The organism is Sinomonas sp. ASV322, from assembly GCF_030908245.1.
Taxonomy (GTDB): Bacteria; Actinomycetota; Actinomycetes; order Actinomycetales; family Micrococcaceae; genus Sinomonas.
Genome location: NZ_JAVFJJ010000017.1, coordinates 1 through 14,409, shown reverse-complemented (window position 1 = coordinate 14,409; position 14,409 = coordinate 1). Strand labels below are relative to the sequence as shown.

At 72.7% G+C, this 14,409-nt stretch carries 16 protein-coding genes; 2 read left to right on the top strand and 14 right to left on the bottom strand.

Annotated features, from left to right (window positions below; genetic code table 11):
* Nucleotides 1–23: 23 nt before the first annotated feature.
* Nucleotides 24–1,373 carry a peptide synthetase gene (locus RBS12_RS17340; RefSeq protein WP_307967394.1) on the top strand — a complete coding sequence of 450 codons (1,350 nt, stop codon included), beginning with the start codon at nucleotides 24–26 and terminating at the stop codon, nucleotides 1,371–1,373.
* A gap of 83 nt (nucleotides 1,374–1,456) precedes the next feature.
* On the opposite strand, the gene RBS12_RS17335 is transcribed toward RBS12_RS17340, so the two are convergent.
* From RBS12_RS17335 to RBS12_RS17280, 12 genes are all read right to left on the bottom strand, one after another.
* Nucleotides 1,457–2,632 (bottom strand): flagellar hook protein FlgE, encoded by a 1,176-nt coding sequence (locus RBS12_RS17335; RefSeq protein WP_307967393.1) that lies wholly within the window; start codon nucleotides 2,630–2,632, stop codon nucleotides 1,457–1,459.
* Nucleotides 2,633–2,684: 52 nt separating this feature from the next.
* Complete coding sequence (locus RBS12_RS17330) at nucleotides 2,685–3,116, bottom strand: flagellar hook capping FlgD N-terminal domain-containing protein (protein ID WP_307967392.1); 432 nt, start codon at nucleotides 3,114–3,116, stop codon at nucleotides 2,685–2,687.
* 14 nt (nucleotides 3,117–3,130) lie between these two features.
* Complete coding sequence (locus RBS12_RS17325; RefSeq protein WP_307967391.1) at nucleotides 3,131–4,180, bottom strand: flagellar hook-length control protein FliK; 1,050 nt, start codon at nucleotides 4,178–4,180, stop codon at nucleotides 3,131–3,133.
* Nucleotides 4,181–4,713: 533 nt separating this feature from the next.
* The gene (locus tag RBS12_RS17320; RefSeq protein WP_307967390.1) at nucleotides 4,714–5,778 is read right to left on the bottom strand and encodes a C40 family peptidase; all 1,065 of its coding nucleotides are present in this window, start codon (nucleotides 5,776–5,778) and stop codon (nucleotides 4,714–4,716) included.
* Entirely contained in the window at nucleotides 5,775–6,242 is a 468-nt protein-coding gene (locus tag RBS12_RS17315; RefSeq protein WP_307967389.1) for a flagellar export protein FliJ, read from the bottom strand. The genes RBS12_RS17320 and RBS12_RS17315 overlap by 4 nt, the downstream gene beginning before the upstream one ends.
* Nucleotides 6,239–7,549, bottom strand: a complete 1,311-nt coding sequence (locus RBS12_RS17310; protein WP_307967388.1) for a FliI/YscN family ATPase — start codon at nucleotides 7,547–7,549, stop codon at nucleotides 6,239–6,241. The genes RBS12_RS17315 and RBS12_RS17310 overlap by 4 nt, the downstream gene beginning before the upstream one ends.
* Nucleotides 7,550–7,562: 13 nt before the next feature.
* Nucleotides 7,563–8,198: a FliH/SctL family protein gene (locus tag RBS12_RS17305; RefSeq protein ID WP_307967387.1), complete on the bottom strand. Its 636-nt coding sequence runs from the start codon at nucleotides 8,196–8,198 to the stop codon at nucleotides 7,563–7,565.
* Nucleotides 8,188–9,207, bottom strand: coding sequence for a flagellar motor switch protein FliG (gene fliG / locus RBS12_RS17300; protein ID WP_307967386.1), 1,020 nt, complete (start codon nucleotides 9,205–9,207; stop codon nucleotides 8,188–8,190). The genes RBS12_RS17305 and fliG overlap by 11 nt, the downstream gene beginning before the upstream one ends.
* The gene (gene fliF / locus RBS12_RS17295; protein ID WP_307967385.1) at nucleotides 9,204–10,838 is read right to left on the bottom strand and encodes a flagellar basal-body MS-ring/collar protein FliF; all 1,635 of its coding nucleotides are present in this window, start codon (nucleotides 10,836–10,838) and stop codon (nucleotides 9,204–9,206) included. The genes fliG and fliF overlap by 4 nt, the downstream gene beginning before the upstream one ends.
* Complete coding sequence (gene fliE / locus RBS12_RS17290) at nucleotides 10,838–11,155, bottom strand: flagellar hook-basal body complex protein FliE (RefSeq protein WP_307967384.1); 318 nt, start codon at nucleotides 11,153–11,155, stop codon at nucleotides 10,838–10,840. Before fliE ends, fliF begins: the two co-directional genes overlap by 1 nt.
* Nucleotides 11,152–11,547, bottom strand: coding sequence for a flagellar basal body rod C-terminal domain-containing protein (locus tag RBS12_RS17285; RefSeq protein ID WP_307967383.1), 396 nt, complete (start codon nucleotides 11,545–11,547; stop codon nucleotides 11,152–11,154). The genes fliE and RBS12_RS17285 overlap by 4 nt, the downstream gene beginning before the upstream one ends.
* Nucleotides 11,548–11,575: 28 nt before the next feature.
* Entirely contained in the window at nucleotides 11,576–11,917 is a 342-nt protein-coding gene (locus RBS12_RS17280; RefSeq protein ID WP_307967382.1) for a flagellar basal body protein, read from the bottom strand.
* A 286-nt stretch (nucleotides 11,918–12,203) separates the two neighbouring features.
* Between RBS12_RS17280 and RBS12_RS17275 the strand changes: the two genes are divergently transcribed.
* The gene (locus RBS12_RS17275; protein ID WP_307967381.1) at nucleotides 12,204–12,596 is read left to right on the top strand and encodes a VOC family protein; all 393 of its coding nucleotides are present in this window, start codon (nucleotides 12,204–12,206) and stop codon (nucleotides 12,594–12,596) included.
* Here RBS12_RS17275 and RBS12_RS17270 read toward each other — a convergent pair.
* Both RBS12_RS17270 and RBS12_RS17265 read right to left on the bottom strand, forming a co-directional pair.
* Nucleotides 12,580–12,726, bottom strand: coding sequence for a hypothetical protein (locus RBS12_RS17270; protein WP_307967380.1), 147 nt, complete (start codon nucleotides 12,724–12,726; stop codon nucleotides 12,580–12,582). The genes RBS12_RS17275 and RBS12_RS17270 overlap by 17 nt on opposite strands.
* A gap of 160 nt (nucleotides 12,727–12,886) precedes the next feature.
* Nucleotides 12,887–14,409, bottom strand: a 1,523-nt coding sequence (locus RBS12_RS17265) for a DUF222 domain-containing protein (protein ID WP_307967379.1), incomplete at its 5' end; no start/stop codon positions are given.

The window sequence follows — 14,409 nt, the reverse complement described above, 5'->3', positions numbered from 1 at the left end:
TCTGGGCCCTACACTACGGCACCATGCGCCTTACCACGGTGGCCCAGATGGCCCTGCCGGAGGGATCCCTCCACAGCTTCGCTGTTCGCGCTGCGCCCGATCCGTCGCGCGAGCTGCCCGTTTCGTTTGATCAGGGCCGCCACGTCGGCCGCGGCGACCGTTCGGGGTCATGGATGGCGGTGTCGTTCCGGCTCGCCCAGTCCCTCGATCGCGCGGCGCTCGCACAGGCCTGGCGAGAGGCGATCGCTCGCCACGGAACCCTGCGCACCGTCTTTTCGTTCGACGGCTCGCGCGTCCGGCTGCACGAGGCCGCGGTCGACGGCGGCATGTGGCGAGAGCACGATGCGATGGGCGGCGGATCGTCGCGCGACGCGCTTCGTACGCTCCTGGACGCCGAGTGCCGTCCGTGTGCGGCGCCGTCGTACTTGCTCGCCGTGGTGGTGCCCGCTCCGGCCGAACCCGACCCGCGACCCGTCGTCGTCCTCGCGAGCGACCACGCGCACGTTGACATGTGGTCACTGCTGATCCTCGCCCACGAGGTGCGGACACGAGTCGAGGACGACGGCGCAGACGGCGCCTCGCAGCCCGGGGCGCCCGCCGACCCGCTCCCCGCCGCAGCATTCGTCGATCACACGCGCGCCCTCGCCGCGATGCCCGAGGCGCCGGCCGAGATCATCGAACACTGGCAGGAGATCCTGCGGGCAGGCGGAGGAGGGATGCCCGCGTTCCCCCTGCCTTTGGGGGATGTGTCGCGAGCGTCGCCGGCGGTCGTGGAGGTGCGCGATGTGCTCGACAGCGGCCAGCTCGCACGCCTCGAAGAGCGGGCCGACGCGCACGGAGTCCGGATTCTGCCCTTAGTACTTTCCGAGCTCGCGCAGCTCTTCCGCGACGTCGCGAACGTGCCGCTGCGCGCGGTATTCCCCGTGCACTCGCGCAACGAGCCACGGTGGCGCGACTCGGTCGGGTGGTACATCACCAACGCCGTGCTGGACATCGCGGATCCAGACCCGTCGTCCTGCGCTGCCGCGGTCGCCGAGGCAGTGCGCCTCGGGGCCCACCCGTTGGCTCCGATCTTCGACCGTATCGGCAGTGCTAAAGAACCCCCCGGGATGTTCGCCATCTCGTGGCTCGACATGCGCCGCCTGCCCTTGGGCATCGACCCTTCGCTCGAACCGCAGTTCGTTTCGGCCGTTCTCCCGACGGACAACATCATGATCTGGTTCATCGTCGCCGAGGACGGACTGCACCTCCGCTGCCGCTACCCCGACAACGCCGTCGCCCGCTCGACGGTTGGTGCATGGCTCGACGAGCTCACGGCGCGGGTCGCGGCGGCCACGCACGGGGGGCCCGGGCGCGCGGCCCCGACCGCCTGAGACGGCTTGTGGCAGGGAAGACGCCCTCGGTCCGTCTTCTCGCCCACAAGCCGTCTGTCTCCGCCGGACAGGAGCGCGGGGCGCTAGTGCTTGAGGTCCACGAGCTCCTGCAGCACCTGATCCGACGTCGTGATGATGCGGGCGTTCGCCTGGAAGCCGCGCTGCGCGACGATGAGGTTCGTGAACTCCTGCGAGAGGTCGACGTTGGACATCTCGAGCGCCCCGCCCGTGAGGGTCCCGAACCCCGGCGCCCCGGCCTGCCCGATCTGGGGGGCGCCCGAGTTCGCCGTGACCGTGTAGGAGGAGTCGCCGGTCTTCTCGAGGCCCGCGGGGTTGGTGAACTTGGCGAGCGCGACCCGCCCGACGATCTGCTTGAGTCCGTTGCTGAACGCCCCGATGAGCGAGCCGTCCCCGCCGAGGGTGAAGGACTCAAGGGTGCCGGCCGCCGAGCCGTTCTGGCCCGCGGCGGCGACCGTCGTCATGCCCGCGTATCCCGTCACGGCCGCGAGGTTCACCGCAATCCCGCCGACCGTGAGCGAGCCGCCCGACGTGAGGGCGCCGTTCGTGAACGCGAGCGAGCCCGCGCCCGTGCTGCCGTTGGCGTCCGCTCCCGCGACGTCCCAGCCGGCCGCGGTGCGCGTGAACGTGAGCGCGAGATTCCGGGCGACGCCGTTGCCGTCGAACACGCGGAGGTCCCGTTCGAGGGTGGTCCCCACGGCCACATCCGAGGGCAGGTTCCCGTCGACGCTGGCCTTGCTCGTCGCGACGGCAGGAATCGTCGCGGTGGGCGAGAGCGCGATGGTCCCGAGCGGTGCGCCCGAGTTGACCACGCCGGAAGCATCCGCGGTCCACCCTTGGAGGAGGCCGCCGTCGGGCGTGACGAGCTGTCCCGACGCGTCGAAGCCGAACGACCCCGCGCGCGTGTAGAGCTGCTGCCCGCCGCGGCTCGTGATGAAGAATCCGTCGCCGGAGATCATCATGTCCGTGGCCTTGCCCGTGGACTGGGCAGAGCCTTGGTTGAAGTTCGTCGCAACGGCGGCCACCTTGACCCCGAGGCCGATCTGCGCGGGGTTCGTGCCGCCCGTCGCGGCCTGCGGCCCCGAGGCGCCCTGCGTGAGCTGCGAGAGCGTGTCCTCGAACTCGGTCGCGGACCCCTTGAAGCCCACGGTGTTGACGTTCGCGATGTTGTTGCCCGTGACGTCGAGCATGGTCTGGTGGGCACGGAGGCCCGAGATGCCGGAGTACAGGGAACGGAGCACGGTGCTGCCTTTCTTCGGTGGGCGAGGTTCTTGGGGGCTTGCCGGGACGGCGTCAGGCGCCTGCGACGCCCGTGATCGATGACAGGGGAATCGACGCGCCCCCGATGGACAGCGACGGCGCAACCCCGCCGAACGAGACCGAGGCGACGGTCCCGCGCCCCGAGCCGCCATCCGCGCCCAGGTACGTCACCGAGCGCCCGATGAGCGCCGCGGCCGCGGCGCGTTCCTGGACCGAGAGGCCCGAGGCGCTGGTGGCCGTGAGCTGGGTGAGCTTCTCCATCATCGAGAGCTGCGTCGTCTGATTGATCATCGCGTTGGTGTCCATGGGCGAGCTCGGGTCCTGGTTCTTGAGCTGCGTCACGAGGAGGGACATGAACACGCTGGAATCCATGGTCTGCTGCGGCGTGCGGGTCGGCGCGGCGGAAGTCAGACTCGTCGAGGCCGCGCCGGCCAAAGGGGTGATGTTCGGTGGGCTGATGCTCATGGGTTTCTGCTTTCTCACGCGAGGATGTCGAGGCCGGCGGTGCCGAGGGGGCCGCTGCCGAGGGTGCCTGCCCTGAGGCCACGGAAGGCGGGCGACGCGCGGGCCCCCTCCCCCGACCCGCCCCGCGCCTCGGCGTCCGGCTGGCGAGCGCCGCTCCCGTCCCCCGGGCCGCTGCCGCCCGGGCCGCCGTGGCCGCCCGGGCCGGGACCGGCGTCGTGCGGCGCGCTGCGGCTCGAGAGATCAAGGCTCGCGCCGATCCCCGCAGCCGCGAGCTCCCGGCGGAGCTCGGGCAGGGCGGCCTGGACGGCGGCGCGACCCGCCTCCGTGGGCGCGAAGAGCTCGACCCGCGTGCCGCCCGGACCGATGTGGGCCTGAACGGTGACCGGCCCGAGGTCCTCCGGTGTGACCTTCACGGTCATGACGTGCTCTCCGGGCGCCGCGGCGGCGAGTGTGAAGAGCGGCTTCGCGAGCTGCGACCCGAACGACGGCGGCGCCGGCGTGGATTCGCCCGGCGCGCCGGTGGCTCCGGGAACAACGGCGCCTCCCGTCGCGTGCGGCCCGAGCGGAGCGAACGACGGCGGGAGCGCGGCGGACGCCGTGGCCGATAGCGCTTTCCCGGTCGGGCCCGCGCCGGGGCGACGCCCCAACGTGCCGCCCGGTCCGGGGGCCTGTTGAGCGTCCCCGACCAGAGCCGCGGACAGCGCCGCGGTGCCCACGGGGGATCCGGCCGGGCCCGCGGCCGCGCCGGACAGGTTTGCCGCGTGATCGGCCGCCCGGACGCCGTCGGCGCCGGAAGCCCCGACGGCTCCAAGAACGCCAGCAGTGCCAGGGATTCCGACCGCGACTCCCCCGATCGCGACACCGCCAGCCAGCACGGACCGGGACCCGGACGCCGCACCGAGACCTGACGAACCGAGACCGGGCGAGCCAAGACCGGGCGAACCGAGACCGGGCGCTTCAGCGCGGGCGCCCGTCATTGACGCGGCGACGTTGGACGCAGCGGCGACGTTGGACGCATCGGCCCCGGGCACCGCCGGCGCGAGACCCGGCAGCGCAGGACTCAACTGTGCAGGACTCGACGATGGCACACCGGCCACGAGCCCGTCCGACCCGAATCGCGCCAACCCCGAACCTGCGCCCCCCGATCCCGCACCCCTCGGTCCCGCACCCGCCGGTCCCGCACCCGGCGGTCCAGCGGCGGTCTCGACGTCGAGCCCCGCCCCGCCGAGTCCCGCCGCGCCTAACTCAACCCCACTGAGCCCCGGCCCGCCGACCCCACCCCCGTCAAGCCCAGCCCCAGCCGCGCCGAGCCCCTGACCCCCCACACTCTGAGAGGCGAGAAGCCCAGCGCACGAGGCGAGCATCTGCGGGTCGGACCCGGACGAGCACGCGGCGGCCCCGCCGTCGTCGTCCGTCTTCACCCCGCGGGGACCACGGGGGTGGGGCGACCCGTCGGGAGCGAGCCCGCCCGGGCGGGACGAAGGCTGCAGCCCCGCGAGAGTCTCGGCGAACTGCCCGCCGGAGTCCGCAGGCGCGGGCGACGGGGATGCGGCAGGCGCTCCCACACCGAGAGACGCAAGGCCAGAAAGAGCGCGCATCAGGCTCCCGTCCCAGAAAGCTCGGCCACGATCCGGCGCGCGGCGGGCTCCCACTTCGCGTAGGCGTCCGGATAGGCCGAACGCTGAACGGCCTGGTCCGCGGCGGCGACCGGAAGGCTCTGCCAGCCGGGGATCACCGCGAGGCGGTCGAGGAAGGCGTCCGTGGACCGCACGGGATCCATCGCGTCCGCGACCGTGCCCCACGAGAAGTCCGTCCCATGGACCTGCTGCTGGAACAGCCCGACGGAATAGCCGTCGGTGCCGCGTGCGGACGCGTCGGGGGCGAGGGCCTGAGATCCGGGGACCTTCGGGTTCCAGTACATCCGCAGCGAGGACTCCTGCAGCGCGGTCGAGACGGCCGCGACGGCGGCCTGTGGTGGGAGCCCGCGAGCGCGGACCTCGCCCACGATCGCCCGGGCGTAGCCGAGCTGGGTCGCGTCGAGGCCGCTGGTACCCGCCCCCGATCCGGATCCTGACACCGACCCAGCCCCCGGCCCGGAGCCGGCGTCTGGCACGATCCGCCGGATCGCCGTGAGGTTCGCGTGTCGCTCCCACGCGTCGCGGACTTGGATGGTCTTGCCCGGCTCGGGTGCGTCGATCGCCTTGCCGTTGCCCAGGTAGATGGCCACGTGTTCGCCGCCGAAGCTCACGAGCAGGTCGCCCGGGCGGGCGTCCGCGAACGAGGCCACGGGAGTACCCTGGGTCATCTGGTCGTGTACGACGCGCGGTAGCGAGACCCCGAGGTCGGCATAGACACGCTGGACGAACCCGGAGCAATCCATGCCCGTCGCGGGATCCGTTCCGCCCCACGCGTAGGGCACGCCCACGTAGCGCTGAGCGTCCGCGGCGACGGCGTCCCCGGTCGGACCCCCGGAACCGGACGCCCCCACGGCACCCGCGAGCGCGGCGCCGAACGCGCGAGAGGCCCGGCCGACGGCGTCCGACGACGTGCGGGCCCCTGCGCTGGCCTGTGCGCGGGCCGTCACGGCCGCGAGCGCGGGATCGAGCTGGCTGAGGGTCGACTGGATCTCGCCGATCCGTCCGATCGCGGCGTCGAGCGTCACGGCGCCACCATCCCGCGCCCGCTGAGGTCCTGCCCGCGGGGATCGGGGCTCTCGCGCCGGAGCGCGCCGGACCCGAGGTCGTCCAGGACGCCCTGTTCGGCCGCGAGGTCTGCCGCGGCGAGGGCGGCGGCGTGCCGGGCCTCGAGCTTCTCGAGCCCGATCGTGCGGGCGCGGGCCGTCCCGAACTCGAGGAGCGCCTCGTCGCGTTCGGCGTCGGCGACGTCGGCGAGCGCATGAAGCTCGGCGAGCATGCCGAGCGACGAGGCCCGCGCTGCGGCGATCGCACGCAGCGCCGCCGCGCCGTCGACGTCAGACGCGATCCGCTCGGAGTCTGACCTCGCCGCGTCCTCGCGCGTCGACAGCGCCCGGACCCGCGCGTTGGCGGCGCCGAAGCGCGCGGCCGCCTGGTCCTGCTCGAGGCGGCGCAGCCGCAGTAGCCCCGCGAGGGGGAATGAGGGGGTCATCGTGCACCTCCAAGGATCGTGGTGAGCCGGGCGAGCCGTTCCCAGGCCTCGGGACCCGGCGTCTGGTCGTCGAGGCGCTGGCGGAGGAAGGCATCGATCTCGGCCTCGTGGGCGAGGGCCGCGTCGACGAGCGGGTTGCTCCCGCGCTGGTAGGCGCCGACGTCGATGAGGTCCTGCGCGGCCTTGCGTGCCGCGAGCACGCGGCGAAGCGCCGCGGCGAGCTCGATACGCTCGGGCGGAGTGACCTTCGACGCGACGCGCGAGACCGAGCCGAGCACGTCGATCGGCGGGTAATGGCCCATGACGGCAAGCTTCCGGTCGAGGACCACGTGGCCGTCGAGGATCGAGCGGGCGGCGTCCGCGATCGGCTCGTTGTGGTCGTCGCCGTCGACGAGGACGGTGTAGATGCCCGTCACGGAACCAGCCTCGGCGGTGCCCGCGCGTTCGAGGAGCCGGGCGAGCAGAGCAAAGGTCGACGGCGGGTAGCCGCGCGTCGCGGGCGGCTCGCCGGCGGACAGCCCGATCTCGCGCTGCGCCATCGCCACGCGCGTGAGCGAGTCCATCATGAGCAGCGCGTGGGCGCCGCGGTCACGGAACGATTCGGCGATGCGGGTCGCCGTGAACGCGGCGCGGCGGCGCATGAGGGCGGGCTCGTCGGACGTCGCGACGACGACGACCGAGCGCGCGAGCCCCCCGGGGCCGAGGTCGTCCTCGAGGAATTCGCGGACTTCGCGTCCACGCTCGCCCACGAGCGCGATGACGGAGACCTCCGCCTCCGTGCCGCGCGCGATCATCGACAGGAGCGACGACTTGCCCACGCCCGACCCCGCGAAGAGGCCGAGCCGCTGGCCGCGGCCGAGGGTCGCGAGGGCGTCGATCGCGCGCACCCCGGTCTCGAGCGGGGAGTCGATGCGGGCGCGGGCCATCGCGCGGGGCGCCTCGCGGTCGAGCGGGACGCGTTCGACGGCGGCGAGCGGCCCCTTCCCGTCGATGGGCCGGCCCAGGCCGTCGAGCACCCGGCCGAGCAGGCCCGCCCCCGTGGGGACGACGGCGCCACCCCGCCGCGCGCGGACGGGGTCGCCCGGGCGGAGGCCGGCCATGCTGCCGAGCGGCATGCACGTGGCCCGGCCCCGCGTGGAGGCGACGACCTCCGCCTCGGTGAAGGCGCCGTCGTCGTTCGTCACGACGACGAGGTCGCCGACCGCGCACGGCAGCCCGGCCGTCTCAAGCCCGAGCCCCAGCACCGACGTGACCACCCCGGCGCGCTCGGGCGCCGCGGCCTCGATCGCGGCGGCCAGACCTTTCATGAGACCAGCCCCCTCATGCGCGCTCCCCCGCGCACTCTTCGGTGAGCGCCTCGACCGCGCGTGCGAGGGCGGTCGCGATGCGCGCGTCGAGCTCTCCGTCGGGATACGCGGCCACGGCGTCGCCGCGCGCGAGCGTGGGGTCCGCGACGAGCGCGACGCCGGGGCGCGCCTCGGCGTCGCCCCCAAGACTCGCAAGGAGCTCGAGGTCCTCGGGGTGCAGCCGCACGCCGACGACGTCTGCGGCATCGGCTCCCGAGAGCGCCCGGGCGAGCGCGAGCTTCGCGCCCCGCGGCGCGTCGGTCAGCTCATGTGCGATGACCGCTTCGGCGAGGGCGACGGCGGCCGCGGCGAGCTGCGCTTCGGCCTCCGCGAGGACCGGGGTTACGCGCCGCGCGAGGGCGTCCGCCGCCGTGTCGAGGACGGCGACCGCCCGCTCAACCCGCTCGCGACCCGCCGCGAGGACGCCGGCGAGCTCCGCCTCGTGCTGGTCGCGCCGCGCACGCGCCTCGGCCTCGGCACGGCGCAGCCCCGCTGCGTAGCCGGCCGCATGGCCGCGCGTGAAGCCCTCGGCCTCGCCAGGCGCACGCAGCGCGGGAAACACGACGGGCCGAACCTCCGTGCGAAGCGCGGAAAAAAGCTCAGTAGACAAAGTCGTCCTCCTCCCCGCGGCGGACGGTGATCGTGCCCGACGCTTCCAGCTCGCGGATGGCCCGGACGATCGACGCGCGGGCCTCCTGCACCTCGGACGCGCGGACCGGACCGACGGCGGCGATCTCGGACTGGAGGATCTCGCGGTTGCGATCGGAGACGTTGCCGTTGATCGCGTCGAGCACCGGCTGCGCCGCCCCCTTCATCGCCCGGGCGAGGACGCCGGCGTCGACCCCACGGAGGATCTGCTGGATGTCGCGCCGCTCGAGCTTGACGATGTCCGCGAATGTGAGCATCTTCGAACGGACCTCCTCGGCGAGCTCGGGGTCGCGTTCGTGGAGGCCGTCGAGGACCGTCCGCTCGGTCGAGATGTCGGAGCGATTGATGATGTCCACGAGGGGCTGGACGCCGCCCATGACCTCGACCTGACGCCGCCCGGGCGCAAGCGCCACGCCAGTGCGCGCCCGGAGGCTCTCGGCGACGATGCTCACGGCCTCGGGGGTCGCGGCGCCCATCGTCGCGAGGGCCTGGGCGACGTCGATCGCCTGGCCTTCGCCGAGGCCCGCCATGACGGCGGAGGCCCTGTCCGGACGCAGATGCGCGAGGACGAGCGCGATCGTCTCGGGGAGCTCGCCGTCGAGGAGGGTGAGCAGCTGGGACGGGTCCACGGACTCGAGGAACTCGAAAGACTTGCCCGCCATCGTCGAGGCGAGACGGTCCAGGACGCCGGCGGCGCGGTCCGCCCCGAACGAGGACTCGAGGAGCCCCGCCGCAAGCTCGCGCCCGCCGCGCGTCGTGCGCCGTCCCGCGACCGCGATCTCGTGGAACTCCGCGATGACCTCCTCGGAGACGGCCGAATCGACGCGGCTCAGCCGCACGATCTCGGCCGCGACATCCTCGGCCTCGGACTCGCTGAACTGCGCCATGACCTTCGCCGCGTTCGCAGGGCTCATCTGCATGAGGACGATGGCGACCTTCTGCGTCCCCGTGAGCGTCGCCGCGGGGCTCATACCGGCTGCCTCTCGTCCATGAGGCCGCGTAGGTACTCGGCCGTCTTCTGCGGATCCGTCGCACCGAGGCGGTCGATCTGGGCACGGCGCCGCTCGGCGTCGAGCACCTCGGCGGCGGGGTCGGGGAGGGCGGGGAGGTGTTCCGCGACCGGCAGCGCCGCCGTGGCCGGAGCCTCGATCGCGATGGGCTCTTCGATCTCGTCGAACACGATGCTCGCCCCCACGTCGAGCGGCTCGCGGACCGTCCCGCGGCGGGATCGCAGCCACATCAGCAGCGCCCCCGCGAGGATCGCGAGCAGCGCGATCGCCGCCCACATGATGTTCGTCCACATGGCTGCCTGCGCCTTCGCGGCGTCGTCGGCCTGGGCCTGGGCGAGCGCGGCCTTGGCCTGGTCCGCGGACGCCGTGCTGAACGGAACGACCTGCATCGAGAGGACGTCCCCGCGGGCCGTGTCGATGCCGGCCGCGGCGGAGACGAGCGCGTTGAGGTTCTGGAGGTTGAGGCCGTTCGCAGCCGCCTGGTTGACCGCGACCGAGACCGACTGGCGCTTGAGCGCGCCCGCGGGAACCGTACGGTCCTCGGTCACCTTGTTGATCGCGTTGTCGCGAGTGTCCGTCGTCGAGTCGTAGGTGCCACCCCCTGTCCCACCCACGCCGCCCGCCGCCGTCGGTCCCCCACCCGACGGGACCGCGATGTTGTCCGGCCCGAGCACGCCCGACGCCCCCGAGCCCCCGCTTCCCGTGTACTTCTCGGTCTTGGACGACTGGCTCAGCGGGGCCGTGTCCTTGGAGCTCGAGAACGTCTCCGACTTCTGCTGCGCGGACTCCTGGTTGATGTCCGGAATCACCGCGACCGTCGCGTTGCCCGGGCCGAGCACGCGATCGAGCACGGCCTGGACGGCGGCCTGCGTCCGCTGCTGGTAGTCCGCGGCCTGCTTCGTGCCGCTTCTGGACGTCCCGGTCCCCACCGCCGAGAGCACGTTCCCCTGCGAGTCCACGACCGAGACGTTGGCCGGCTTGAGCCCGTGGACGGCCGCCGACGTGAGGTGAACGATCGCGTCGACCTTGTCGCTCGCGAGAGTCGTGCCCGGCTGGGTCTGGACGAAGACGGACGCGGTCGGGTCCTGCTGCTGGGACGTGAAGACCGTCTTCTCGGGGATCGCGAGCTGCACGGTCGCAGCCCGGACGCCGTCGAGATGAGAGATGGTCGTGCCGAGCTCGCCCTCGATGGCCCGCTTGTACGTGACGTTCTGCTGGAACTCCGAGGACGTCACGCCCATCTTGTCAAGCAGCGAATACCCTGTGGCCGGGGCCGCGGGAAGGCCAGCGGAGGCCGCCTTAAGCCGCTCGTCGTACACCTTGTCCTGCGGGACGAGGACCGTGGCGCCGCCGTCGGCCAGCTCGTAGGGCACGTTGTCCTTGCCGAGCTGCTGCACGACCGCGCTCGCGTCCGAGCTCTGAAGGCCCGTGAAGAGCGGCACGTAGTTCGGCTTCGTGAGCCACGAAACGAGGGCGGCCGAGCCGAGGGCGAGAACCGCGAGCCCGATGATCGCGACGGTCCGCTGGCCGACCGTGAAGCCCTTGACGGTTGCGGCGAAACGGCGGAACCCGGCGGTTGCGAACGGCGGCATCAGCCCTGCATCCTCATGATCTCGTTGAACGCGTCGACGCCCTTGTTGCGCACGGCGGCCGCGAGTTCGAAGGTCACCTGGGCGCGTGTCGCGGCGAGGGTCGCCCGGTGGATGTCGTCGAGGTTGCCCGTGACGGCCTGGACCGCGAGCTGGTTCGACGCCGACTGGAGCTGCTGGAGGTGGTCGACGGCGCCGGCGAGGCTCGCGGCGAAGTCGCCGCTGGAAGCCCCGGCGCCCGCCGTCGTCGTCTGTTGCACGGTAGGCGCGGCGACTCCGGCGACGGCCGAGCCAATCGAGCCGACGGGTGCGACGCTCATGCCTGCTTCCCGATCTGGAGGGCCGCCTCATAGATGTCCCGCGCGCGGTCCACGACCTGCGCATTGGCCTGGTAGCCCCGCTGGGCCATGATGAGCGCTCCCATCTGCTCGTTGAGGTCGATGTCCGGGTAGCGGACGTAGCCGTCCTTGTCGGCGAGCGGGCTGTCCGGCTGGTAGACGAGCCTGCCGGTCGCGTCGCCCTCGGGGGTGCTCTTGACGTAGACGCCGCTCGTGCCGGGCCCGGCCTGCGCCTCGATGTACCGGGCCTGGAACGCGGGGCCGCTCGTCGGGGCGGCCGTGTTGACGTTGGCGAGGTTGTCCGAGATCGCGTCGAGCCACTTGCGGTGGACCGTGAGCGCGGTCCCCGCGATGCCGATGGTGTCGAAGGTCATCCGGCGCTCCTCATCCTCATTGCCCCTCTCACGCCGTCCGCATCGCCGTGCGCAACCCGGCGAACTCGGCGCCCGCGGCCTGCGACGCGAACTGGTAGCGCAACACCGTGTCGATGTTCGAGAGCGTCTCGGTGTCGAGGTTCACGTTGTTTCCGTCGAGCCGCGTGGGCTCGAGCGACGTCGCGGTGGTCGCGGCCGCGTGCCCGTTGCCGTCCTGGACCGAGGCGGCGAGGGCGGCCTCGAACTGGACCCGCTTGGCGTGGTAGCCAGGCGTGTTGACGTTCGCGATGTTGTCCGCGATGGCCTGCTGGCGCAGTGAGAGACCGTCGAGGGCGCTCGAGAGCGCAGCGGAGGTCACGGAATCGAGCACACAATCCTGCCTGGGTCCGAACGTGCCGGCCGATCCGTGGCCAGAAGTGGGCGAGCATTCCGTGCTCAGAGTGGACTATCGGCACCGCGACGCGAACGGTTAGGGCGTCCCGAGGCGTGAGATCTCGTTGGTCAGGGACGCGGGATGCGACAGATTCTCACGTTTCGACCACATGCCGGACGACGTGACCGGGATTCCGTGCGCCCGGTCTTGTCGGGGTTTCTGGGCGGCGTTACTCTGCAGCCGGGATCTTGGTCGAGGGGCATCCGAAGGAGGCGAGTCGACCTTGGCCAACAGCACAAGGCTAGGACAAGCACTGGCGTACGCGACCATGCCGGCTCAAGACATTGACCGGGACCGGCGTTTCTATTCTCAGACGCTGGGCCTCGACCCGGTCGAGGATACGGCGCAAGGCCTGACGTACGAACTGGGGCGAGGCAGTCGGCTGCTCGTCTTCCCGAGTTCGGGCAAGCCTAGCGGAGACCACACGCAGGTCGCCTTCTCCGCTGACGACGTCGAGGCTGCGGTGGAGGAGCTCCGCTCAAGGGGAGTCCGGTTCGAGGAGTACGACCTGCCCGGCCTCAAGACCGTGAATGGCATTGCCGATATGGGTGGGCGACGCTCTGCGTGGTTCCACGACTCTGAGGGCAATCTGCTCGGCCTCACTCAGCCCAGCTGACTGCGCCCCAGGGCGACGCTCCACGCGCCTCAGCGCGGGCCTGTTCGAGCGACGGTGCGAGGCGCGCAGCGACGTCGTTGACGTCGATCGCCGCGTGCCGGGACGGCGGGTCAGCCTCGTCAGAGTCCACAGCGAGGTCCCTCCGCGGGGGCGGGTCCGCGCGGGCGGGTCCGGTCCGCACCATATCCCGGCCCAACCGTGCCCCGCCCAACAGTGTCCCTGCCCACCACGCTTCGAGCAGGGCACGGATCCCTGTGCTGAATCAAGCTGCCATCGTCAAAGTTGGCGCATCAGAAGGGCGGCGGCGCATCGCCTTCGGGATAGGTGATGTATCTCCGCCCGGAAGGCGCGGTCCATTCGAGAGTTCCGGGCGGCGGCGAGGTCTCCCGGCTGCTGGGCGAAGCGCCGGCACTGGCCGCAGCGCCGGTACCGGCCACTCCACTGGCCGCGGCGCCGGTGCTCGCCACTCCCGCATTGGCCCGAGCGCCGGGGGTGTCGTTCGCGGTGCCGATCTGGCGGACCTGCCAGTGTCCGAGTGTCTTGAGCCGGTGGTGCTGTGGGCACAGGAGGGCGAGGTTGTCCGTGGCTGTGGCGCCGCCGTCGGACCATTCCCGGGTGTGGTCAGCTTCCGTCGCGGCCGCCGGCTTGTCGCAGCCGGGGAACCGGCAGGTCCGGTCGCGGGCCCCGAGGAAGCGGCGCATGGCGGGGGTGGGCGTGTAGCGCCGCCTGCCGAGGGCGAGCGGCGTGCCGGTGCCCGGCTCGACGTAGAGCCGGGACCACGTCGCGGCCTCGGCGGCGAGGAGCCTGACCGCGTCGGCGTCGATCGGCCCGTAGCCGACAATCTCCCCCGGGGCGTCCTCCCCCGGTGCGTCCTCCCCCGGTGTGTCCTCCCCCGGCGCGTCCTCCCCCGGTGGGGCGGCCCCACGTGCGAGGGTGCGGGCCGGGACGGTGACGATCAGCTCGGTGCGCACCCCTCCGAGCGGGGAATGGCCGTGGCCGGTGAGGAGGTCCGCGAGGGCGTCGGCCCGCAGCTGGTTGACTGTGCGCTCCTCCTCGGGGCTCTGCAGGGACCGGGCGATGGCCTGCAGCCGGGTGTCGATCGCGGCCCCGACCTCGAGCGGCAGGTAGGCGCTCAGCCAGCACATCCCGTCCTGGTCCGGCTCGAGCTCGACCCGCCGGTGGGCGCCCGCCCGCTCCTTCCGGACCTCCAGCGGCTCCTCGGCGTGCTTCTCGGCCAGGCGGCGCAAGCGGCGCCTGAGTGCCCCCTGGGTGGGAATGGCCTCCGGGTCGGGCGGGCTGGCGATGGCCACCGCCTCGGAGGCGAACAATTCGAGCCGTTCCACGGGGACGGGCACGGCGGCGTCCAGGATCGCGGCGGCACGCCGGCGGGGCAGGGCACCGGACAACATGCCCTCGAGCACCGGCGCCCAGGGGCGGTTCGTGATGGTGAGGGCCTCGGCGACGGCGGCGGAGGCCGTGCGCTGGGAGATCCGCAGGGCCGCGGCCAGCTCCGACGCGGCCACGGCGGGGGCGTCCAGCCGGTGGGCAGGGTTCTCCGAGGACCCTCCCACGGCGGCGGCGAGCGCTGCGAGGGTGATCGCCTTGCGCGCCTCGAGCCGCGCCTGCGCCGCATCGATGCGCTCCAGCTCCGCGACGAGCTCCTCGGCCCGTTCGGCCCGCGCCCGAGCCATGAGCGCCCTCGCCGGAAGCGCCGCCTCCCACAGGGCCTCGATCTCGCAGGCCTCGGCGCCCAGCCCGTCGAAGGCCTCGAAGACCGACGGGTCCACGGCTGGGGGCACCACGACCCGCGCCA